17 protein-coding genes and 3 tRNA genes are annotated in these 22,349 nt (G+C 75.5%); 6 read left to right on the top strand and 14 right to left on the bottom strand.

The features are described from left to right. Positions 1 to 61 precede the first annotated feature (61 nt). The 6 genes from ACIPYS_RS00935 to ACIPYS_RS00910 all read right to left on the bottom strand — a co-directional run bounded on the left by ACIPYS_RS00935 (position 62) and on the right by ACIPYS_RS00910 (position 5,076). Complete coding sequence (locus tag ACIPYS_RS00935) at positions 62 to 964, bottom strand: 1-aminocyclopropane-1-carboxylate deaminase/D-cysteine desulfhydrase (protein WP_400741591.1); 903 nt, start codon at positions 962 to 964, stop codon at positions 62 to 64. 9 nt (positions 965 to 973) lie between these two features. After that, on the bottom strand, positions 974 to 1,636 hold the full coding sequence (locus ACIPYS_RS00930; protein ID WP_286158584.1) for a response regulator transcription factor: 663 nt from the start codon (positions 1,634 to 1,636) through the stop codon (positions 974 to 976). A gap of 4 nt (positions 1,637 to 1,640) precedes the next feature. Beyond that, positions 1,641 to 2,924 carry a sensor histidine kinase gene (locus ACIPYS_RS00925; protein WP_400742807.1) on the bottom strand — a complete coding sequence of 428 codons (1,284 nt, stop codon included), beginning with the start codon at positions 2,922 to 2,924 and terminating at the stop codon, positions 1,641 to 1,643. Then, a complete protein-coding gene (locus tag ACIPYS_RS00920; RefSeq protein ID WP_197698620.1) occupies positions 2,921 to 3,670 on the bottom strand; it encodes an ABC transporter permease in 750 nt (249 codons plus the stop codon). Before ACIPYS_RS00920 ends, ACIPYS_RS00925 begins: the two co-directional genes overlap by 4 nt. A gap of 126 nt (positions 3,671 to 3,796) precedes the next feature. Continuing rightward, positions 3,797 to 4,699: an ABC transporter ATP-binding protein gene (locus ACIPYS_RS00915; RefSeq protein WP_093862148.1), complete on the bottom strand. Its 903-nt coding sequence runs from the start codon at positions 4,697 to 4,699 to the stop codon at positions 3,797 to 3,799. A 303-nt stretch (positions 4,700 to 5,002) separates the two neighbouring features. After that, positions 5,003 to 5,076: transfer RNA gene (locus ACIPYS_RS00910), tRNA-Ile, on the bottom strand. Between the two features lie 286 nt (positions 5,077 to 5,362). Between ACIPYS_RS00910 and ACIPYS_RS00905 the strand changes: the two genes are divergently transcribed. Continuing rightward, positions 5,363 to 6,109 (top strand): serine protease, encoded by a 747-nt coding sequence (locus tag ACIPYS_RS00905; protein WP_231977787.1) that lies wholly within the window; start codon positions 5,363 to 5,365, stop codon positions 6,107 to 6,109. Positions 6,110 to 6,285: 176 nt separating this feature from the next. Here ACIPYS_RS00905 and ACIPYS_RS00900 read toward each other — a convergent pair. Together ACIPYS_RS00900 and ACIPYS_RS00895 are read right to left on the bottom strand one after the other, a co-directional pair. Next, positions 6,286 to 6,358 (bottom strand) — tRNA-Asn (locus ACIPYS_RS00900). Positions 6,359 to 6,418: 60 nt separating this feature from the next. Next, positions 6,419 to 6,491, bottom strand: a tRNA-Asn gene (locus ACIPYS_RS00895). A 245-nt stretch (positions 6,492 to 6,736) separates the two neighbouring features. Between ACIPYS_RS00895 and ACIPYS_RS00890 the strand changes: the two genes are divergently transcribed. The 4 genes from ACIPYS_RS00890 (at position 6,737) to ACIPYS_RS00875 (ending at position 12,011) form a co-directional block, all read left to right on the top strand. Continuing rightward, a complete protein-coding gene (locus ACIPYS_RS00890) occupies positions 6,737 to 7,030 on the top strand; it encodes a hypothetical protein (protein ID WP_037781098.1) in 294 nt (97 codons plus the stop codon). A 180-nt stretch (positions 7,031 to 7,210) separates the two neighbouring features. Then, positions 7,211 to 8,644 (top strand): FGGY family carbohydrate kinase, encoded by a 1,434-nt coding sequence (locus tag ACIPYS_RS00885; RefSeq protein ID WP_093862146.1) that lies wholly within the window; start codon positions 7,211 to 7,213, stop codon positions 8,642 to 8,644. 205 nt (positions 8,645 to 8,849) lie between these two features. After that, positions 8,850 to 10,256 (top strand): glutamate decarboxylase, encoded by a 1,407-nt coding sequence (locus ACIPYS_RS00880; protein WP_400741583.1) that lies wholly within the window; start codon positions 8,850 to 8,852, stop codon positions 10,254 to 10,256. Positions 10,257 to 10,781: 525 nt separating this feature from the next. After that, complete coding sequence (locus tag ACIPYS_RS00875; protein ID WP_400741581.1) at positions 10,782 to 12,011, top strand: DUF2690 domain-containing protein; 1,230 nt, start codon at positions 10,782 to 10,784, stop codon at positions 12,009 to 12,011. A gap of 69 nt (positions 12,012 to 12,080) precedes the next feature. Here ACIPYS_RS00875 and ACIPYS_RS00870 read toward each other — a convergent pair whose 3' ends face one another. From ACIPYS_RS00870 to ACIPYS_RS00850, 5 genes are all read right to left on the bottom strand, one after another. After that, positions 12,081 to 13,370 carry a sigma-70 family RNA polymerase sigma factor gene (locus ACIPYS_RS00870; protein ID WP_400741578.1) on the bottom strand — a complete coding sequence of 430 codons (1,290 nt, stop codon included), beginning with the start codon at positions 13,368 to 13,370 and terminating at the stop codon, positions 12,081 to 12,083. A gap of 380 nt (positions 13,371 to 13,750) precedes the next feature. After that, positions 13,751 to 15,655, bottom strand: a complete 1,905-nt coding sequence (gene dnaG, locus ACIPYS_RS00865) for a DNA primase (RefSeq protein ID WP_400741575.1) — start codon at positions 15,653 to 15,655, stop codon at positions 13,751 to 13,753. 56 nt (positions 15,656 to 15,711) lie between these two features. After that, positions 15,712 to 17,028, bottom strand: coding sequence for a deoxyguanosinetriphosphate triphosphohydrolase (locus ACIPYS_RS00860; RefSeq protein WP_093862141.1), 1,317 nt, complete (start codon positions 17,026 to 17,028; stop codon positions 15,712 to 15,714). A 272-nt stretch (positions 17,029 to 17,300) separates the two neighbouring features. Beyond that, positions 17,301 to 18,329 carry an SGNH/GDSL hydrolase family protein gene (locus ACIPYS_RS00855; RefSeq protein WP_400741571.1) on the bottom strand — a complete coding sequence of 343 codons (1,029 nt, stop codon included), beginning with the start codon at positions 18,327 to 18,329 and terminating at the stop codon, positions 17,301 to 17,303. A gap of 212 nt (positions 18,330 to 18,541) precedes the next feature. After that, on the bottom strand, positions 18,542 to 19,486 hold the full coding sequence (locus ACIPYS_RS00850; protein ID WP_093862140.1) for a PAC2 family protein: 945 nt from the start codon (positions 19,484 to 19,486) through the stop codon (positions 18,542 to 18,544). Between the two features lie 702 nt (positions 19,487 to 20,188). Here ACIPYS_RS00850 and ACIPYS_RS00845 point away from each other — a divergent pair. Then, complete coding sequence (locus ACIPYS_RS00845; protein WP_093862139.1) at positions 20,189 to 20,917, top strand: GNAT family N-acetyltransferase; 729 nt, start codon at positions 20,189 to 20,191, stop codon at positions 20,915 to 20,917. 17 nt (positions 20,918 to 20,934) lie between these two features. Here the strand turns inward: ACIPYS_RS00845 and ACIPYS_RS00840 are convergent, their stop codons facing one another. Further along, entirely contained in the window at positions 20,935 to 22,320 is a 1,386-nt protein-coding gene (locus ACIPYS_RS00840) for an ADP-ribosylglycohydrolase family protein (protein WP_400741566.1), read from the bottom strand. Positions 22,321 to 22,349 lie beyond the last annotated feature (29 nt).

Below are 22,349 nucleotides of genomic sequence, written 5' to 3'. Positions count from 1 at the left end.
GAGCCAGGACCGGCCTTCCCGCCCGCCCCTCACCGCTGCGCCGGGCCCGGCCCGGCCGCCGTCACGGCCCGACCGGGTCGGGCAGCCCGGTGACCACGGCCGTCAGCCGGGTGCCGGGCGGGAAGGCGCCGGCCCCGGCCAGGTCGTGCACGGCGGCCAGCAGCTTGGCCACGTAACGGCGCTCCAGGGCGATCCCGTGCCGCCGCTCGAAGCCGGCCGCGAACTCCTCCAGCTCGGCCGGCACCCGGCCGTACCCGCCGCCGTGGTGGCCGTGGTCGATCCGCCAGCCGTCGAACTCCCGCCCGTACGCCTCCCGGTGCAGCCGGGTCACCTCGGCCTCCAGGTACCCCTCGCCGCCGCGCAGCACCGCCACGCCCAGCGCCCGCGCCCCCGGCGGCAGCCCGGCCGCGATCCCCGCCAGCGTGCCGCCGGTGCCGACCGGGCAGCAGACCACGTCGCGCCCGCCCAGGTCGTCGAGCTCCGCGACGATCTCCGCCGCGCCGGTGACCGCGAGGCCGTTGGAGCCGCCCTCCGGCAGCACCAGACCCGGGCCCCAGCGCCACCCCGGCCCCTCCCCGGCCCGGCCGGCGGCCTCCCGGTACTCGGCCCGGGTCAGGAACACCAGCTCCATCCCGGCCGCCTCCGCGGCCCGCAGCGACCAGTTGCGCGGCCGGCCGGCCAGCTCCTCGCCGCGGACCAGCCCGACGCTCTCCAGCCCGAGCACCGCGGCCGCCACCGCGACCGCCCGCAGATGGGTGGAGTACGCCCCGCCGAAGGTCACCAGCCGGCGGTGGCCCCCCTCGACGGCGGCCGCCAGGTTCGGCGCGAGCTTGCGCCACTTGTTCCCCGGCACCAGCGGGTGTGCCAGGTCGTCCCGCTTGAGCCGCAGCTCCACCCCGGCCCGGGCGAGCGTCTCGTCGGTGCAGTCCGCCAGCGGGGTCGGCAGCAGCGCGGGTTCGAGCATCCGGCCAGCTTACGGGCGACCGGTGGGGGTGAGCAGGCCCAGGTTGAAGCCGGCGGCGACGGCCGAGGCGCGGTCCTTGACGCCGAGCTTGGCGTAGACGTGGATCAGATGGGTCTTCACGGTGGCCTCGCTGACGAACAGCCGGGCCGCCGCCTCCCGGTTGGTGGATCCGGCGGCGACCAGCTCCAGCACCTCCAGTTCGCGCGGGCTCAGCGGCTCCCGCGCCGGCTCCCGGACCGGCTCCCGGACCTGGCCGAGCAGCTTGGCGGCGACGGTGGGCGCGATCACCGAGGCACCGCGGGCGGCCTCCCTGACGGCGTGGAAGAGGTCCTCCCTGGCGGCGTCCTTCAGCAGGTAGCCGGTGGCGCCGGCCCGGACGGCGGGGAGCACGTCGGCGTCGGTGTCGTAGGTGGTGAGCACCAGGACCCGGCCGGGCAGGCCGCGCTCGGCCAGCTCGCGGATCGCCGTGACACCGTCCATCCGCGGCATCCGCAGGTCCATCAGCACCACGTCCGGCCGCAGCGCGGCGACCAGCACCAGTGCCTCGGCGCCGTCCCCGGCCTCGCCGACCACCTCGAAGCCGGGGGCGGCGGCGAACATGCCGCGCAGCCCGTCCCGGACCACCGGGTGGTCGTCCACCAGCAGCACCCTGATCGTCGTCGCGTCGTCCACGGTCCTACTCCTCCGCACTGATCGCCGGCAGGGTCGCCGACACCGTCGTCCCGGCGCCCGGTTCGGTCTCCAGGTCCAGCCGTCCGGCCAGTCGTGCGACCCGGCGGCGCATCACGTCCAGCCCGTAGCCGCCGCCGGTGGCCCGGGAGGCCGGCTCGGCCCTCGGGTCGAAGCCGACGCCGTCGTCCCGGACGTCCAGGGTGACCAGCCCCGGCATGTACGAGAGGGTCAGCCCGACCCGCGAGGCCCGGGCGTACCGGCCGGCGTTGGCCAGCGACTCCTGGGCGATCCGCAGCAGCGTCACCTCGACCTCGGGATGCAGCGGGCGGGCGTCCCCGGTGACGGTCAGCGAGGCGGCGGCGCTGTTGCGCCCGCGCCACTGCTCGACCAGCTCGGCGACGGCCTCCGGCAGCGCGGCCCGTTCGAGCTCCAGCGGGCGCAGCGCGTGCACGGCCCGGCGGGCCTGGGTGAGGCTCTCCCGGGCGATGCCGACGGCGTTGGCCAGGTGCCGGTCGGCGTCCGCCGCGCTGCGCTCCCGGACCTGCTCGGCGGCCTGGAGCTGGGTGACGATGCCGGCCAGGCCCTGGGCCACGGTGTCGTGCATCTCCTGGGCGAACCGGCGGCGCTCGTCGGCGGCCCCGGCCTCGCGGGCCTGGACCAGCAGTTGGGCGTGCAGTCCGGCGTTCTCGGCGAGCATCCCGGACAGCCGCCGGTTGGCCTCGGCGAGTTCGGCGTTGGCCCGTTCGCGCTGGCGGCCCAGCCGGTCGGCGACCTCGCTCAGCGCGAGCAGCACCCCGACCACCACCAGGTTGAAGGCGAGGACGGCCAGGAAGCCGCCGGCCCGCCCCGGACTCGTCGGCAGCGCCCCGCCGCTCTGGGCGAGCGCGGTGGGGACGGCCGCCACCACCGTGCCCAGCACCCTGGCCGGACCCCGCAGGTACTGGGCGGCGTGCAGGTAGCAGCTGAAGGCGAAGAAGCCGTAGAGCGGGTTGTCCAGCACCAGGACGGTGGTCACCGCGAGCAGTCCGAGGAAGTGGGCGACGGCGAACCGCGCCCCGCCGTCGGGCCGGGTGCGGCGGTCCAGCGCCGAGCGCAGCAGCAGCCAGAGCAGGGCGAGCGCCGCGGCCGGCAGGGTGACCCGGACGGACCGCGCGGTCGGCACCGGCACCAGCAGCACGAGCCCGGTGGCGATCAGCAGCCCGACGTAACCGAGCAGCCCGGCAGCGCGGTCCAGCCGCCGCTGCCAGGCCCCGAGCGCACCCCCGCCCGCCGGGTCGGCCTTGATCATTCCCACCGGAACAGCCTGGCAGCCGCGGCACCGGCGAGCAGGGCGTACGCGGCGAGTGTGAGCAGGGACACGACGTGCGGGAAGCGGCCGTCCCAGGAGTCCTGCAGGGCCTGCGCGGCGGCCCCGCCGGGGGTGAGGTCGCCGATCCGGTTCAGCACCGCGGGCGCGAACTCGCGGGGCAGCCAGAGTCCGGAGAAGAACATCATCGGGAAGAGCGCCAGCGCGCCGACCGCGTTGCCGGCCTTCGCGGACGGGACGACCGCGGCGAGCAGCAGGCCGACCGAGAGCATCGCGGCGGCGGCGAGCAGGAAGGCCAGCGCGAAGGCCGCCGGCCGCCGCGGCAGCCCCACCCCGAGCACCGGTGCGAGCGCCGTCACCAGCAGCATCGACACGGTGGCGATGCCCAGGTACAGCGGCAGCAGCGCCCCGAACAGCAGCGCCGGGCGCACCGGGCTCGCCGACATCCGGCGCAGCACGCCGCGCTCGCGGTAGGTGGCCAGCAGCGAGGGCAGGCCGTTGAGGCCGAGCATCATCAGCGCCAGGACGGCCAGGATCGGCGCGTACAGCTGGACCGTGCTCAGGCCGTGTGCGCCCGGCGAGGCCTTGCGCAGGGCCGGGACGGAACCCAGGACGCCGAACAGGGCGACCGGGAAGAGCAGGGTGAAGAAGGCGGTCATCGGGTCGCGCAGGAACAGCCGGGTCTCGGCGACGGCCAGGCTGCGGACGGCGTGGGCGGTGCGGTTCACGGTGGTGGTCCCATCGGGTGCGGTGGTGGTGGCGGCTCCCGGCCCGGGAGCGGTGCGGCGCGGACGCCGTCGGACGCCGTCGGACGCCGTCGGGCGCGGGCGCCGTCGGGCGCGGGCCTCGTACGGTCAGGACTCGTGCCGGGTGAGCGCCAGGTAGGCCTCGTCCAGGCCGTGCTCGCGGATCCGCAGACCGGTGACGACGATCCCCTCGCGGGCCAGCAGCCCGGTGACCCGGTCGGCGAAGTCCCCGGTGCCGGTGACCTCGATCCGGCCGCCCCGCTCCTCCACCGAGGTCACCCCGGGCAGGGCCGCCAGCCGGGCCGGGTCCAGCGGCACGGAGGGACGGAAGCCGAGCGTGCCGCCGGCCCCGGAACGGGCGACCAGCTCGGCGGGGGTGCCGGCGGCGACGATCCGCCCGCCGTCGAGCACCGCGGCACGGTCGCACAGCGCCTCGACCTCGTCCATGAAGTGCGAGACCAGCACCACCGTCACGCCGTTGTCGCGGATCCGGCGGACCAGCTCCCAGGTGTCGCGGCGGCCCTGCGGGTCGAGCGCGGTGGTCAGCTCGTCCAGGAACACCACCTCGGGGTCGCCGATCAGCGCGAGCGCGACGAACAGCCGCTGGCGCTCGCCGCCGGAGAGCTTGTCGAAGGGGGTCCGGCTCCGGTCGGCGAGCCCCCACTCGTCCAGCAGCTCCCGCGGGTCCCGGGGGGCCGGGTAGAGCCCGGCGTACAGCTCCAGCGCCTCACCGACCCGCAGCGCCCCCTGCAGCTGGGCCTGCTGGAGCTGGACGCCGATCCGGGGCCGCAGCCGGCGGGCGTCCCGGACCGGGTCCAGGCCGAGGACCCGGACCGTTCCGGCGTCGGCCCGGCGCAGGCCCTCGCAGCACTCCACGGCGGTGGTCTTGCCCGCGCCGTTGGGTCCGATCAGGCCGAACACCTCGCCCCGCTCCACCCGGAACGAGACCTCCTCCAGCACCTGCCTCCGCCCGTACGCCTTGCTCAGCCCCGCCACCTCGATCACGGCCATGGTGCCGCTCCCCCCTCGTTCCGCTCGGCCGGCCGTGTTCCCGGCCTGCTCCGAGCCTCCCGCGCGGGGCCCCGCCGGCGGATCGACCGAACGGTCCCGGCGGCGGGCGGGCGCGGTGGAGGGGGGATCAACCGATCGGTGGACCGGGGAAGGGCGTCCGGGAACCACGCCTCGGACGGAGGGGGTGGCGGGACGGCCGGGCGATGCCCACGAGCGGGTGAATTCCGGCGCGTCGTGGCGTGCGGGCGGGCTTGATCCCCTAGGGTTTTCCCAGCCGGGGGCCGCTCGCGCGGGCGAGAGAGGTGGGGCGGGTGGGACTCGAACCCACGACCAAGGGATTATGAGTCCCCTGCTCTAACCGGCTGAGCTACCGCCCCGGTTCGCAGCGCGCGACGGCAGGCCGGTCGCGGCAGCAGCAGACGGCCCCGAAAGGCCGTCCCGGGCAGCATAGCCGGTCGATCACCCGTGGTGCGCGCCGGGGGCGCACACGGGTGCGCACCGGGGGCGGCCGACCCCGGTCGACGCTCCGGCGGGGCCGGGTGACGGGGGGTCGGGAGTCGGGCGGCGGCAGTGGCGCGGCCGGGCCCGGCCTGATAGATCTTGCTCTCGAACGGCGGACGCATGACCGGCGGCGACCGCCCCCGAGGACCAGACGGAGCACCGATGCCCTCCCGCCCGGTTCGACCCGCGCGCGCGGCCAGGACGCTCGCCCTGTCGGCCCTGCTGCTGGCCGCCGCCATCGCCTGCGGCGGGGGCGAGGAGGGCCGGACGGCCTCGGTCGCGCCGCCGAACCCCGCCTGGGACCGGATCGGCACCCTGTCCGTGCACACCCCGGAGGGCCCCAGGGCGTGCACGGCGAGCGTGGTGAGGAGCCCTCGGCGCAATCTGCTGGTCACCGCCGCGCACTGCGTGCAGAGCCGCCGGATCGGCCTGCTGGACGGGCTGGTGTTCACTCCCGGCTATCGCAACGGGTATTCACCCTACGGGAGTTGGCCGGTGGAGTCGGTCACCGTCGATCCGCACTGGGAGACCGACGACGATCCCGAGTACGACGTGGCGTTCGTCACCGTGCGGCCGGTGAACGGCCGCCAGGTGGAGGACGCCGTCGGCGGCAACCCGCTCGGCACCGACCAGGGCTTCGGCCTGGCCGTCTCGGTCACCGGCTACCCCAACGAGCGGGACGAGCCGATCACCTGCTCGGGCCTGACCGCCTCGCAGAGCCCGACCCAGGAGCGGTTCGACTGCGGCGGCTACACCGACGGCACCAGCGGCAGCCCGTGGCTGACCACCAACGGCCGGGTGATCGGGGTGATCGGCGGCTACCAGGAGGGCGGCGCGACGCCGGAGACCTCGTACAGCGTCACCTTCGACGAGCGGGTCTCCGAGCTGTACCAGCAGGCCCTCGCCTGAGCAGGTCCGCCGAAGGCCGACCCGCGGGGGCCGGCACCGGAACCGGGAACCGGGGCCGCGGCGGGGAGCCGGAGTCCGGCGGAGCGGGGGACCCGGGCGGGCCCGGGCAACACGAAGGCCCCCCGGTCTACCGAGGGGCCTTCGCTCTGAGCAGTCACCGGGCGGACCCGGCGCAGCTCCCGCAATTGGACTCGAACCAATAACCTGCCGATTAACAGTCGGCTGCTCTGCCAATTGAGCTATGCGGGATCGCGGTACGCAACAGCCGTACCACGTACGGGTGATGGACCCGGAGGGCCAACACCTCGGCTCCCCCAATTGGACTCGAACCAATAACCTGCCGATTAACAGTCGGCTGCTCTGCCAATTGAGCTATGGGGGATCGAGCTTCCGCTTCGGCCCCCGGTCTCCCGGGCTCCTCGGCGCTCGCTGCGGGACATACATTAGCGCACTCGGGGGGGTGGTCCGCCAATCGCTTTCCCCGGCCGCCACCGGCCGGTCCGCCGGGCGCGCTCCCCGCGCGCTCCGGGCCCCGTCCGTGGATGCTGGGGTCACCGACGGTTCACCGTCCCGACAGACGGGTAGGGCAACGCGGCAATGGCCGCCAGGAGAGGGTGGAATCCGACCATGTGGAAGCTGTCGTTCGGCGTCGGACTCGCAGCGGGCTACGTACTCGGCACGCGGGCCGGTCGCCAGCGGTACGAGCAGATCGCCAGGGTCACCCGGCAGGTCGCCCAGAACCCCAAGGTCCAGGGCGCGACGGACAAGGCCCGCCAGCAGGCCGGCGCGGTCGCCGGGAAGGCCGCCGGGGCCGTGGCCGACAAGGTCGGCGACCGGCTGCCCAACGCGGTCACCGACCGGGTGCCGTACTTCAACCGGCCGAAGGCCGAGGACGACGCCTGGGGCACCTTCCGCCCCTGACCGTCCTGCCCGGCACCCGCCCCGGACCCGCCCCGACCGCCGTGCCGCGGGCGGGTCCGGGGAGCCGGGCGGCACCCCGGTGGCGCCCGGCCGCGAGCGGGCGTCCGGACGCGGTACCGAACGGGCAAAACTTGCCCGGCCGGGCCGCGTCCGGACGCCCGCTGAGGCATGATCTCGACTATGGCCATCGTCGCGGGGATAGACAGCTCCACCGGTCGCACCAGGATCGTCGCGTGCGACTCCGCAACCGGCGCCGTCCTGCGTTCCGGCAAGGCCGAGCACCCCGCACCGGAGGACCCGGACACCCGCCCCGGCGAGGCCGATCCGCAGCTCTGGCTGCACTCCCTCGGCGACGCGGCGGCCGGCGGCCTGCTGGAGGGCGTCCGGGCGATCGGCGTCAGCGCGCAGCAGCACGGCATGATCGGTCTGGACGCCGGCGGCGTGCTGGTCCGGCCGGCGATCCTGTGGCACGATCCGCGCGCCGGCGGCGCCGCCGCGGCCCTGGTGGACGAGCTGGGCGGCCCCGCGGCCTGGACCGCGGCGATCGGCGCCGTCCCCGGCCCCACGTACACCGTCGCCAAGCTGCGCTGGCTCGCCGAGTTCGAGCCGGCCAACGCCCGGCGGGTCGCCGAGGTGCTGCTCCCGCACGACTGGCTGGTCTGGCAGCTGCTCGGCCACCCCAGGCGCCGCACCACCGACCGGGGCGACGCCTCCGGCACCGGCTACTGGTCCCCGATCACCGCCGAGTACCGCCAGGACCTGGTCGAACTGGCCCTGGGCCACCAGCTGAAGCTGCCGGACGTGCTCGGCCCCGCCGAACCCGCCGGCCACACCCCCGAGGGCCTGCTGATCTCGGCCGGCACCGGGGACAACATGGCCGCCGCGCTCGGCCTCGGCCTCGGCCCCGGGGACGCGGTGGTCTCGCTCGGCAGCTCCGGGACGATCTTCGCGGTGCACGAGCAGGCCGTGGTGGACGCCACCGGGCTGGTCTCCTCGTTCGCCGACGCCACCGGCCGCCACCTGCCGATGGTCGCCACCCTGAACGCCGCCCAGGTGCTGCGGTCCACCGCGGCCCTGCTCGGCCGCGACCTGGAGGGTCTCAGCGACCTCGCGATGCAGTCCTCCCCCGGCGCGTACGGGCTGGTGCTGCTCCCCTACCTGGACGGCGAGCGGACGCCCGCGCTGCCGCACGCGGCCGGCACCCTGACCGGCCTGCGGGCCGAGTCGATGTCCCCGCAGCACCTGGCCCGGGCCGCCGTCGAGGGCATGCTCTGCAACAGCGCGGACGCCCTGGACGTGCTGCGCGCCCGCGGCGTCGAGGTGAACCGGGTCTTCCTGCTGGGCGCCGCCGGACGGCTGGCGGCGGTGCGGCACGTCGCGCCGCAGCTGTTCGGCGTCCCGGTGGTCGTCCCGCCGCCGGGCGCGCACGCGGCCCGCGGCGCGGCCCGGCAGGCGGCCTGGGCGCTGGCCGGGACGCCCGAGCCGCCGCGCTGGGAGCTGCCGGGGGCCGTCACCGTCGCCCCGGACGCCGACCACGACCCGGCGGTCGGTTCCGCCGTCCGCCAGCAGTACCGGGCCGCGCGCGAGCAGATCCACCCCGAGACGGCCGGCTGAGAGCGCCGGGGCCGGGGGTACCGGGCCGGGGGTACCGGGCCGGGGGTACCGGGGCGGGGGTACCGGGCCGGGGGTACCGGGCCGGGGGTACCGGGGCGGGGTGTCCCGGCCTCACGGCCCGCCCCGCAGCGGATGCGGCACCCGGCGACCGGTGGCAGCGTGGAGAGCGATCCCGGCCACCGGACGGAAGGGCGGCGGATTCGCGATGGCACTGCACAAGGGCGCCGGTGACGACCGCCGGCTGACCGTCGGACCGTTCGTCGGCACCGCCGCCGACCCGCTCGGCGGGATGGCGCTGTCGCCCCCGCTGCACCGGCTCTCCGACGGCCCGGTCCCGGCCGACACGGCCTACCAGCTGATCCACGACGAGCTGCTGCTGGACGGCAACGCACGGCTCAACCTGGCGACCTTCGTCACCACCTCGATGGAGGTCCAGGCCACCCGGCTGATGACCGAGTGCCTCGACAAGAACATGATCGACAAGGACGAGTACCCGCAGACCGCCGAACTGGAGCGGCGCTGCGTGTCGATCCTCGCCCACCTGTGGAACGCCCCGGACCCGGACGCCGCCGTCGGCTGCTCCACCACCGGCTCCAGCGAGGCCTGCATGCTGGCCGGACTCGCGCTCAAGCGCCGCTGGATGGCCCGCAACGCCGAGCGCTACGCCGCCGGTGCCCGGCCCAACCTGGTGATGGGCGTCAATGTGCAGGTCTGCTGGGAGAAGTTCTGCACCTTCTGGGAGGTCGAGGCCCGCACCGCGCCGATGGACGGCGAGCGCTTCCACCTCGGCCCCGAGCAGGCGGTGGGGCTCTGCGACGAGAACACCATCGGCGTGGTCGCCGTGCTCGGCTCGACCTTCGACGGCTCCTACGAGCCGGTGGCGGCGATCTGCGCCGCGCTCGACGACCTCCAGCGGCGCACCGGCCTGGACGTGCCGGTGCACGTGGACGGCGCCTCCGGCGCCATGGTCGCGCCGTTCCTGGACGAGGACCTGGCCTGGGACTTCCGGCTGCCCCGGGTCGCCTCCATCAACACCTCCGGCCACAAGTACGGACTGGTCTACCCCGGCGTCGGCTGGGCGCTCTGGCGGGACCACGAGGCGCTGCCCGAGGAACTGGTGTTCCGGGTCAACTACCTGGGCGGCGAGATGCCGACCTTCGCGCTGAACTTCTCCCGGCCCGGGGCCGAGGTGGTCGCGCAGTACTACACCTTCCTGCGGCTGGGCCGGGCCGGCTTCCGGGCCGTCCAGGGCGTCTGCCGGGAGGTGGCCGGATACCTGGCCGGGGAGATCGAACGCCTCGACGGCTTCCGGCTGATCACCCGGGGCGACGAGCTGCCGGTGTTCGCGTTCACCACCACGGACGAGGTGCCGTTCGACGTGTTCGACGTTTCGCGGCGGCTGCGCGAGCGGGGCTGGCAGGTGCCCGCGTACACCTTCCCGGCGAACCGGGAGGACCTCGCGGTCCTGCGGGTGGTCTGCCGCAACGGGTTCTCCCGCGACCTCGCCGACCTGCTGCTCGCGGACCTGGAACGGCTGCTGCCCGAGCTGCGCAGCCAGCCGGTACCGCTCAAGGAGCTCGGCATTCCCGCCACGACGGCCTTCCACCACTGAGTCCCGCGGCGGAGGCTTCCCCGGCGGGCGTCTCCCGGCGGGGCGGGCGGACGGGCCGGTGGGACCGACCGTGGGACGGGCCGACGGGACGGCGGAAGGGCGGGCGGACCGGCGGGAACCGCCGGAAGCGGGCGCTCGGGGTCGTGGGCACGGTGGGAAGGGCCGCTCGAGAGAGTCGGAGACGCCCTTCCCACCGTGCTTCCCTGCGGTCCGGGGCAGTATCCCCCCGTGAGACTGTCTCGGACCGGTGGGGGTCAGGGAACGACGGCACCAGGGCCGTAGGGGACGGCACCCGGGCAGTGGGACCGGGGTGGCGGACCGTCCCGGCGGAAAGAACAATGCCCGACCGCCATATGAATGTTCGAGCGTCTCCCGGTGTTGTGAGACACTTCCGTCCGTCTCAGAGCCAGGACCTGGGTCTTGGGACACCGGGCCGTCGAGGGTTGAGACGCGGACACCTCACCGGGGCCCGGACCGGTTCCAGCACCGCCCGCCCGCCCGCCTCGTACGTTTGGAAGAGACCGCATGGGTTCCGCCTGGAAGCAGCTGCCCGACGACCTGTCCGACCCTGCCAGGCGCCTCACGGAGGAGCTGCGGGCCGTCAAGGACGCCACCGGACTCTCGCTCTCCGAGCTGGCCGCCCGGACCCACTACAGCCGGGCGTCCTGGGAACGCTGGCTGAACGGCAAGCGGGTCATCACCGAGCAGGCGCTCGACGCGTTGGTCGGAGCCGTCGACTGCGACGGGCCGAAGCTGCGGGCGCTGTGGGAGCTGACCGCGGCCGAGGGAGCCACCTCGGGCGACACGACGGCGGACGACACGACCGCGGCTGACACGACCGCGGACAACGCCGCGACGGGCGCCGAGGAGGCCGCGGCGAGCGCCGCGGAGCCGGCCCTGCCCGAGCGGGCCCGGAGCACCGGCGCGGAGTCCGCCACGGCCGACGGCTCGCCGGCCGGCGGCACCGGGCCGGACAGCCCGGCCGAGGACGCGGACAGCCCGGCCCAGGACGGGACCGGGAGCGCGGCCGCCCCCGGCTCCGTTCCCGCCGTCGAGCCCGACCTCGACCGTGCCGCCGCCACCGACCGACCGGCCGGCCCGGTGCGCCGCCGCTCGGTGACCCTGGTCGCCGCCTCGGTGGTCGTGGTCCTGCTGCTGGCCCTCGCCGGGGTGCGGTACTTCTCCGACGGCGCCGACGAGGACAGCGTCGGCCCGACCGCCGCCACGGTGCTGTCCTCTCCCCCGGTGACGCCCGTCGACTCCGCCTCGCCGAGCGCCTCCGCGCCCGCCGTACCGGCCAACCCCGCTCCGGCGGTCCCGGCCTGCCAGGCCCTCGGCTGCGCGCACAAGGACCCCAAGGCGGCCGGCTGCGGCGGTGACGCCCGCACCCTGCTGACCACCAACATCGGCAAGGTCGTCGTCTACCTCCGGTACAGCCAGAAGTGCCAGGCGGCCTGGGCCGCCATCACCGAGGGTCAGCCCGGCGACCAGGCGACCATCACCACCACCGCCGGTGACTCCGAGACGGCGCTGATCCACTGGGGGTACGACAACTACTCGCAGATGGTGAACGCGGGCGACCCCTCGACCGTCCTCCAGGTCTGCGGCAAGCAGGCCCAGCCCGAGGGCGGCTCCTGCACCGCCAGCATCTCCGACCTGGCCCGGGTGGTCGCCAACACCCCGATCCCGGTCGGCCCGGCCTCGCCGCCGGCGGTCGCCACCGACGCCGCCCCGTCGCCGACCCCGTCCGGCTGACGGTCCGCCCGGCAGCCTCCGGCCGACCGGCCGCGCGGCGCACCCCCGGGTGCGTCGTGCGGCCGACCGCTATTCGAGGTACCCGCGGAGCTGCGCGGCGAAGGCGTGGTCGCGGAGCTTGACCAGGGTCTTCGACTCGATCTGGCGGATCCGCTCCCGGGTCACCCCGAACAGCACGCCGATCTCCTCCAGCGTGCGGGCCCGCCCGTCGTCCAGGCCGTAGCGGAGCTGGACCACCTGGCGCTCGCGCTCGCCGAGGGTGGCCAGCACCGCCTCCAGGTGCTGGCGCAGCAGCAGGAAGGCGGCGGATTCGGCGGGTGAGGCCGCGTCGGCGTCCTCGATGAGGTCGCCGAGCGCGACGTCGTCCTCCTCGCCGACCGGGGTGTGCAGGGAGATGGGCTCCTGGGCGAGGCGGAGCAGCTCCCGGACCCGTTCCTCGGTGAGCTCCAGGGCGGCCGCGATGTCGGCCGGGCCGGGCTCGGTCCCGCGCTCCTGGAGCAGCGAACGCTGCACCCGCACCACCCGGTTGATCAGTTCGACGACGTGCACCGGCACCCGGATCGTCCGGGCCTGGTCGGCCAGGGCGCGGCTCATCGCCTGACGGATCCACCAGGTCGCGTAGGTGGAGAACTTGTAGCCCCGGGTGTAGTCGAACTTCTCGACCGCCCGGATCAACCCGAGGTTCCCCTCCTGGACCAGGTCGAGCAGGGTGAGGCCGCGGCCGATGTAGCGCTTGGCGACGGAGACCACCAGCCGCAGGTTGGCCTCGATCAGCCGGCGCTTGGCGAGCCGGCCGATCAGCACCAGGGTGCCGAGTTCGGCGGCCAGCCGGTCGGTGGGCGGCGGATCGCGGTGCAGTCGCTCCTCGGCGAACAGGCCGGCCTCGATCCGGCGGGCGAGGTCGACCTCCTCGGCCGCGGTGAGCAGCCGGATCCGGCCGATCTCGCGGAGGTACTGGCGGAGCAGGTCGGCGGCGGGCCCGCTCGGGTCGGCCACCGGGCGCGCCCGGCCGGTCGTCCCCTCGGGGTGGTCCTCGGGCCCGTCCCGGCCGGCGCCCTCGGCGGCCTCGGCGTCGTCGGAAGCCCCGGTGTCCTCGGCGGCCTCGGCGTCACCGTCCTCGGGTTCCTCGGTGTCCCCGGGTTCCTCGGTGTCCCCGGTGTCCCCGGGGCCGCCCGCCCCCTCGGCCCGGGGGTGCCCCGGCGGGTGGCCCTGGGCGGACACGCGCGCGCCGTCCGCGGGCGGCGCCCCCGCCCGGCCGTGGTCCTCCGGCGGGTCGGCGGTGCCGTCGTACGGCGGAGGCGGGGCGAGCGGATCGGTGGTCGGCTGGGCGGTCGCGGCGGGGCCTCGGTCCACGGGCATCCCCTCTGGGCGGGCGCGACTCTGGCGGACCCGCGCTGTACGGAGGCAGGACGCCCTCCAGTGTGCGGCACGCCACGCTCCGTGGCCGAGACTCGTGCGCGGACTTTCTGAACGGGGGCGGGGGCGCGAACGGGCCCGGGGGGAGCGGGTCTTCGCCAGGTGGGCCCGGTCCGGGGGCCGGACGCCCCCCGGGTCCGGACGAGCCCTAGGGCGTGTCTTCAAACCCGCGCCTGCGGGGCGACGCCGGGGCACGCACCTCGCCGGCTTCTCGTCGGTCGCCGATGCTCCGCATGGACTCTCTCCTCGGCGCCGCCGATGCACGCACCCCAACGCCGCCCCGCCCGCCCTTCGGGCGGACGGCGGGGGTTTGAAGACACGCCCTAGAGGGCCGCGGAACCGCCGCTGCGCAGGGACTGCCCGTACTGCTGGAGCTGCCACAGCTCGGTCTGCACCGCGTGCAGGTCCTCCGCGGCCGCGCGGTTGCCGAGGCGCTGGAGGTGGGCGCGGACCTCGTCGACCCGCCGGTCGACCGCCAGCAGCCGCAGCTTGACCAGGAACTCCCCCGCGTAGATTGCGTCGACCTTGCGGCGCGAGCGCACCGGCTCCACGGTCAGCTCGGTGACCAGCGAGCGCACCCGGTCGTCCGGGCAGATCTCGCGCACCACACTGGTGAAGTCGGCCAGGGTGGCCCCGTAGGCGGCGCCGCCGGCCTGGCCGATGGCCCGCCGCACGGCGGTGTAGGGCGGGGTGGGGAACTCGTCCTCGGCGTAGTTGTCGAAGGCCGGCGAGACCAGGTCCGGGTACTGGAGGGCCAGTTTGAGCAGTTCGCGCTCGACGAACTGGGCCGGGTCGCGCGGGTTGAGCACGAAGGCGGGCCGGGCCGGGCGGACCGGCTGCGGCGGCTCGGGGCGGCGCTGGCCGTTGGCCCGGGGGTTCTGCTGGCGCTCGCGGTCCCAGCGGGCCAGCTGGGCCACCCGGCGGACCACGAACGGCTCGTCGAGGATGCCCAGCATGCCGGCCAGCCGGACGGCGTACTCGTGCTGGATGGAGCGGTCCTTGATCCTGGCGACGATCGGTGCCGCCTCCTCCAGCGCCGCCGACCGGCCCTCGGGGGTGTCCACCCGGTGCTTGGCGACGGCCGAGCCCAGCGCGAACTCGAAGAGCGGGACGGGGTTGTCGATCAGTTCGCGGACCGCGTCGTCGCCCTTGGCGAGGCGCAGCTCGCACGGGTCCATGCCGCCGGGGCTGACCGCGATGGAGGTCTTGGCCGCGAACTTCTGGTCGTCCTCGAAGGCCCGCAGCGCGGCCTTCTGGCCGGCCGCGTCGCCGTCGAAGGTGAAGACGGTCTCGCCCCGGTACTGCGAGGTGTCCATCAGCAGCCGACGGATGATCTTGATGTGGTCCTCGGCGAAGGCGGTGCCGCAGGTCGCCACGGCGGAGGTGACCCCGGCCAGGTGGCAGGCCATCACATCGGTGTAGCCCTCGACCACCACCGCGCGGCCGGACTTGGCGATCTCCTTCTTCGCCAGGTCGATGCCGTAGAGCACGTGCGACTTCTTGTAGATCGGCGTCTCGGGGGTGTTGAGGTACTTCGGGCCGTTGTCGTCCTCGCGCAGCCGCCGGGCGCCGAAGCCGATCACCTCGCCCGCGATGTCCCGGATCGGCCAGACCAGCCGCCCCCGGAAGCGGTCGATCAGCCCGCCGCGCTGGCCCTGCGAGGCCAGGCCGCCGAGCAGGATCTCCTTGTCCGTGAAGCCCTTGCCGCGCAGGTAGCGCACCAGGTGCTCCCAGCCGACCGGGGCGTAGCCGACGCCGAAGGTCCGCGCGGACTCCTCGTCGAAGCCGCGCTCGGCCAGGAAGCGGCGGCCGATCTCGGCCTCGGGCGAGGCCAGCTGCTCCTGGTACCAGGCGGCGGCCACCTTGTGCGCCTCGACCAGCCGGGTGCGCTCGCCCTGCTGGTGCCGGGGGCTGTAGCCGCCCTCCTCGTACCGCAGGGTGATGCCGGCCTGGGCCGCCATCCGCTCGACGGCCTCGGCGAAGGTGAAGTGCTCGATCTTCATCAGGAAGGCGATGGTGTCGCCGTTCTCCTGGCAGCCGAAGCAGTGGAAGACGCCCTTGGCCGGATTGACGTAGAAGGAGGCGGACTTCTCGTCGTGGAAGGGGCAGACGCCCTTGTACTCGCCGCCGCCACCGTTGGTCAGCTGTACGTAGTCGCCGACCACGGCGTCGATCGGCAGCGCGCTCCGCACCGCCTGTACGTCTTCGTCCCTGATCCGCCCGGCCACCCCGGAAGTCTACTGGGGCGGCCGGGTCGTCCGGCGGGTCCGCCCGGCACCGCCCGTCAGGACCCGGCCGGGCCGGTCAGCCGGGCGTGCAGGGCCAGCGCCGAGGCGTCGGTGAGGGTCGCGATCTGGTCGATCACGGTGCGCAGGGCCGCGCGGTCGTCCTCCGCCTCCTCGTACATCGCGGCGAACACCGGGTCCAGCACCTCGGGCGCACGCCGGGTGAGGACCTCGGCCAGCTCGGCGATGACGATCCGCTGCCTGGCCCGCAGCTGGGCCTGCTCGTCGCGCTGCATGACGTACCGGACCGCGACAGCCTTGAGCACCGCGCACTCCAGCCGGACCTCGCGCGGCACCACCAGCTCGGCCCCGTACCTGGTCAGCGGGCCGGGGCCGTAGCGGGCCCGGGTGGCCTGCTCGGCGGCCAGGCAGAACCGGCCGATCAGCTGGCTGGTGAGGTCCTTCAGCCCGGCCCGGGCGCGGGCGGTGCCGTCGTAGGACTCGGGCCACCAGTCCTTGTCGAGCAGCCGGTCCAGGGCCTCCGCCAGCTCCTCCGGCTCGGCGTCCCGGGCGTAGCGCTCGGCGACCTTGAACAGCTCGGACCGCTCGCTCGGGGCACGCAGCGCGACCGGGTCGATGTGGCCGGCCTGCAGGCCGTCCTCGACGTCGTGGGTCGAGTAGGCGACGTCGTCGGACCAGTCCATGACGGTGGCCTCGAAGCACTTGACCCCGGCCGGGGCACCGGCCCGCAACCAGCGGAAGACCGGCAGGTCGTCGGCGTAGACGCCGTACTTGGGCGAGGCCGGGTCGGCGGGGTGGGCGCCGTGCGGCCACGGGTACTTGGTGGCGGCGTCCAGGGCGGCGCGGCTCAGGTTGAGGCCGACGCTGCGGCCCGGCCAGGGGGCCAGCCGGGCCGGCGACCCGTCCTGCGGGGCGAAGCGCTTGGGCTCCAGGCGGGTCAGGATCCGGAGCGACTGGGCGTTGCCCTCGAATCCGCCGCAGGTCTCGGCGGCCTGGTCGAGCGCTTCCTCGCCGGTGTGGCCGAACGGCGGGTGGCCGATGTCGTGGGCCAGGCACGCCGTCTCGACGAGGTCCGGGTCGCAGCCGAGCGCCGCGCCCAACTCCCGGCCGACCTGGGCGCATTCCAGCGAGTGGGTCAGCCGGGTGCGGGGGAAGTCGCTGCGCATCGGGGCGACCACCTGGGTGGTGCCGGCCAGCCGACGCAGCGCGGCGGAGTGGAGCACCCGGGCGCGGTCGCGCTGGAACGCCGTCCGGCCGGGGCGTTTGTCCGGTTCGGGCACCCAGCGGGCCTCGGCGGCGCGGTCGTACGGGGTCGGGGTCGTGGCGGCGGTGAGGCGGTGCGCGGTGTCGTCCATATGCCCCTCACCGTACGCCGCGGCTGTGACACCGGAAGTGTGCCGCGCGCGACCGCGCGCGGGCCGGGGCGTGAACCCTTGGGCGCCCGCCGTTCGGCCCGTTCGCCGGGCCCTGCGGCGGCCGACGGGGGCGGGGCGGACCGGGGCGGCCGACGGGGGCGGGCCGGACCGGGGCGGCCGACGGGGGCGGGCCGGGCGGACGGCCCGGGGACGGACGGAGTGGACGGCCCCGCGACCGGGCGGACCGCCCCCGGGTGGGTGGCGGGCCCCGGTCAGCCCCGCAGGGCCTTGAGGACGGCCGCGGCCGCGCCCTCCTGGCCCTTGGCGTTGGGGTGGATCGCCGCCAGGCCGTGGGTGGGGAACGGCGGCTCCACCCATCGGGCGGCCTCGCCCGCGCACATGTCGTGGCCGGACGAGGGCCCGGCGAGGTCCACGAAGACCGCTCCGGCCGCCTCCGCCCGGCGCTTGAGCATCGCGTTGAGCTGCTGCTCCTTCTCCACCAGGAAGCCGAGGTCCCCGCCCGCGACGGTCGCCCCCAGCACCGGGACGCAGCTCGCCGGGTCGGCGGGCAGCAGCGCCGGGTAGCCGACCACGTAGACCCTGGCCTTCGGGGACCGCCGCTTGACCTCCTCGAGGGTCTCGCCGAGCCGCTCGCCGGCACTGTCCACCTTGCGCTGCACCTGGTCCCCGCCGTCCGCGACCGCGTAGGAGTCCCGGCAGGGCGCCGCCGCGCGGTCCGAGCCGACCAGCCCCTTGAGCGCGTCCACGAGGTTCTCCTTGGCGCACTGGCCGACGATCTCCATGAACCCGGCGTCGTTGCCGCCGATCCCGAGGGTCACCAGCCGGGTGGCCGGGGTGAGCGCGTCCAGCTGCGGCGGGTTGACGCCGCCGTCGGTGCTCTGGGCGCCGGTGAGGTCGCCGGTCCGGGCGCCGCTGCAGCTCACGTCGCGGAACCGCTCGCCCGCCAGGCCGAGCGCCCGGGCCACCAGCGAGGGGTAGTTGACCGCCGAGCGGGAGCAGCCCCTGGGTTCGCCCACCTGGGGGCTGATCTTCAGACCCGCCGTGTAGGAGTCGCCGAGCGCCACGTACGGCCCGGTGGGCGTCGGGGTCGGCGTCGGGGTCGGGGTCGGTGACGCCGCGGCCCCGGTGGCGGCGGCGCGCGGCGGAGCCGAGCCGCCCGCGGCGGCCGCCGCGACGGTCTCCGAACCGGACGAACCGGAACATCCGGCGACCAGCACGGCGGCGAGGCCCGCGCTCAACACGCCGCCGAGCGTGCCGATCGGGCGTACGGACAGTGACACGGGAACCCCCCGGTAGGAGCCGCTGGCATTCTCCCTACGACGGCCCGTCCCCCGGGCACCGCAGTCACCAACGGACGGGCGGGCGGGATCGCTCCCGTCCGGAGCCGGAAATTTCGGCGGTGCGGGACGCCCCGACAGCCCGACAGCGGGCGGCCCCGGGTGACGGCGTCCGTCACCCGGGGCCGCGTCGTCGCACGGAGCCGCCCGGCCGGCTACTCCGGCCCGCGCTCGTGCTCGGCCAGGAACTGCTCGAAGCGGCGGCCCAGCTCGTCCGCGGACGGCAGGTCCACCGGCTCGGCCAGCAGGCTCTCCCGCCCCTGCGAACCGGCCACCGCGTCGTACTGGCCCTCCATGCCGCGGATCGCCGAGCGGAGGTCGCCGTCGCCCTGCGCCAGCTGCTCCTCGATGTCGGCGTACACCTCGTCCACCCGCTCGCGCAGCAGCGTGCCGGGCAGCACCAGCCCGGTCGCCGACTGGACGGCCTCCAGGATCAGCACCGCGGCCGCCGGGTACGCCGAGCGCGCCACGTAGTGCGGCACGTGGGCGGCGAAGCCCAGCACGTCGTGCCCGGCCTCGGCCAGCCGGTACTCCAGCAGCGCCTGGGCACTGCCCGGGACCTGCGCCTGCTCGAACCACTGCGGGTAGCCGGCCGCGAGGTCCAGCCGGTTGCCGTGCGGGGTCAGACCGACCGGGCGGGTGTGCGGCACGCCCATCGGGATGCCGTGGAAGTCGAGGGCCAGCCGGACGTCGAAGCGCTCGACCAGCTGCCGGACGGCGGCGGCGAAACGCTCCCACTCGACGTCCGGCTCCGGCCCGGTGAGCAGCAGGAACGGGGAACCGGCCGCGTCGTGGAGCAGCTGGAGCAGGATCTCCGGCGGCTCGTAGGACGACCAGTGCTCGCGGTCGAAGACCATCGCGGGGCGACGGGCCCGGTAGTCCACCAGGCGGTCGTGGTCGAAGCGGGCGACGACCTGGGGCTCGCCCGTCTCCAGCAGGTGGTCGACCACCTGGGCGCCCGCCTCGCCGGCGTCCATGAAGCCCTCGAAGTGGTGGAGCAGCACCAGGCCGGCACCGGTGTCCGCCAGCGCGGCCCTCGCCGCGGCCACCGCGGCCACACCCTGCTGGTCCAGCTCGTACAGCGCCTGGGGATCACGCACCGCTCACCCACACCCCGTTTCTTTCCTCGTCGCGGTTCGCCGCGCACGCCCCCGCGCGGCCGCCCGCGCTGGGACTCCTGCCCGGCTCTCCTCGTCCAGCGTGCGGAGTGCCGCCGGAATTCCCGCCGGGCCGGGCCCGTTTCCCGGCGCCGCCCGTCGCGCGCCCCCGCGAGGCCGACCGGACCATGATCGCACCCGCCCCGGAAGTCCCTGGTCAGGAGGGTGCGAACGGTCGTCGCGACAGGCCCCGGACCAGCCCCGACGGCCATTCGTGTGCCGCGAAGTGACGCATTGCCTTCTGGCGGGTATCGTCCTCTCGCTGCCTCGCATCGTCGCGTCGTCGTCACGTCGTCCGTAACGCCGTCGATCACGACCCGGACCGGTGCTCGGCCAGTCACCCACGACGCATCTTGCCTTCACCTGGCCGCCTGCTTCCCTTCGCGCTCTCGTTTCCTCTTCGGCCATCTCGCGGACGCACACTGTCCCCTCGCTCATCCCGCCGGACCGGTCCGTCGACCCGTGTCCGTTCCGGCACCGCGCTGCCCGACTCCGGGCCGTCGCTCCCCGCCCCGCTCGACCGGCCTCCGGCGTGCGCGGGCCTCGGTGGGCACACTCCGGAGCGGGGCGAACCGTCCACTGCTGACCCTCGCCGCACCCCGGCACGGGCCAGCGCCCTCCGACCGCCGAAGGACCGAAGGTTCCGTGCCCGTACCTGTCATCCTCACCGGCCGCACCGTGCGGCTGGAGCCCCTCGCCGCGCACCATGCCGAGGCCATCGCCCAGGCCGGCGCCGAGGACCGTACGACTTACGCCTTCACCCCCGTCCCGCACGGCCTGGAAGCTGCCCGGGAGTACATCGCGCGCGCCCTGGCGGACCAGGCCTCCGGCCGGTCGCTGCCGTTCGCGACGGTGAACCAGGCCGACGGCCGAGTGGTGGGTTCCACCCGGTTCCTGGAACTCGACTACTGGCAGGGCCCGCTCGTCTGGCCGCCGGTCCCCGGCGTGCCGTTCGGCGACCCGGCCACGGCCGTCCCGGACGCCGCCGAGATCGGCAACACCTGGCTGTCCCCGCGGGCCCAGGGCACCGGCATCAACACCGAGGCGAAGCTGCTGATGCTGCGGCACGCCTTCGAGGTGTGGGGCGTGCAGCGGATCTCGCTGCGCGCCGACGCCCGCAACATGCGGTCGCGGGCCGCGATCGAGCGGCTGGGCGCGACCGCCGAGGGCGTCCGCCGGGCGCACTCGCGCGGGCTGGACGGGGTGGTCAGGTCCACCGCCTTCTACTCGATCCTGGACAGCGAGTGGCCCGCCGTGCGGGACATCGTCGAGCTGCGGATCGCCGCCGCCACCTCGCCGAGCGCCCCGGACCCGGCGATCAACCAGGAGTGCCTTAGACACGGCGGCGGTGCGGGGCATCTGATCACGGCCTGAGGCTCACGGCCCGAGGCTCACGGCCCGAGGTCTCCGCCCGGGCTTCGCCCGGGGGATCCGGTGGTCCGGGCGCTCCGGTGGTTCGGTGCCGGAGGGTTCGTTGCCCGAGTGTCCGGACCCCGCGCGGGGTCCGGACACTCGGGCCGGGGTCGTTCCGCGACCGGCACGCCCGTGACGGCGGCCCGCAGCAGACGGTCCAGCAGACCGGTGCCCCGGCCCTCGTCCGGTCCGGGCGCCCGGTCGGGGCAGGCCTCGACCACGGCCGACACCGGGCGCAGGCCGGCCCGGTCCCGCACCAGTGCCAGTTCCCACTGCGGGTGGCCGTCCGGACCGCAGAGCCGGAGCGTGCCCTCGCGGGTGTGCACCGCCAGGCGGCGGCCCCCGAGCAGCGGCCCGGGCCCGGTGCGCAGCCGCTGCCACTGCTCGTCCGTCCACAGCACGTCCGGCACCGGGCACGGCCGCGGCACCAGCATCTCCGCACGGCCCCGGCCGGCGGACACGCTGCCCGGGTCGGCGAAGGCCCAGGCCGGCAACGGCTCCCGGGCGGCCAGCCAGGCGGCGGGGATGCCGGCCGTGCCGGTGTGCGCGGCGACCACGCCACCGGTGATCGCGGCCACGGTGTCCGCGTCCCCGCCGGCGGCCACCGCCGTCCACACCGCCGCCGGGTAGTCGGCGAGGTGCCGGGCCGCGCACCACAGCGCGTAGGGCACGGTGTCGGCGGCGCTGGTCCGGCTGCCGTTGCCGAGCACCCGCGCGACCACCGTGAGGTCCGGCTCGGCGAGCAGGGCGACCGCCTCGGCCAGACCGTCGTGGACGGCCCCGCGCGGGGTCAGCCGGCGGACCTGCGTCAGGAAGGCGTCCGGCGCCGTCCGGGTGCCGCGGGCCCGCGCCGCGCAGGCGGCGGCCACCGCGACGGCGACCGCGCCGTCCACCGCCTGCGGGTGGGTGTGGGTGATCAGCGCCGTCTCGACGGCCGGGCGCACCGCCTCCGCCGGGTCGGCCGCGTACGCCGCCCCGAGCGGGGCGACCCGCATCGCGGCACCGTTGCCGTACGACCCCTGGCCGTCGAACAGCGCCGAGGCCAGCTCCCGGGCGTCACCGCCCTCCCGGACCAGCCGCAGCAGCCGGTTGGCGGCCGGACCGTAGCCCCGGTCGAAGTCGTGCCGGCGGGCGAAGGCACGGGTGAGGTCGAACACGTCGATCGCGCCGCGCTCGGTGTGCGCGGCGTGCACCGAGCACGCCATCTCGGTGTCGTCCGTCCACGGCCAGGGGCCGGGCGGGGTGGTGCGGGCGGCGAGGTGGGCCCGCGCGGTGGCGGGGACGAAGAACTGCGCGCCGAGGGCGTCGCCGACGGAGAGGCCCTCGAGCGCGTCGAGCGCGGGGCCGGGGTGAGGAATCGTCATCTTGGTCACCAAGCCCACCGTCCGACCGG

Source organism: Kitasatospora sp. NPDC089913 (assembly GCF_044748625.1).
In the GTDB taxonomy this organism is placed as follows: domain Bacteria; phylum Actinomycetota; class Actinomycetes; order Streptomycetales; family Streptomycetaceae; genus Kitasatospora.
Note: the sequence above shows the minus strand (reverse complement) of the source record. Positions and strands in the feature narration are given on the sequence as shown.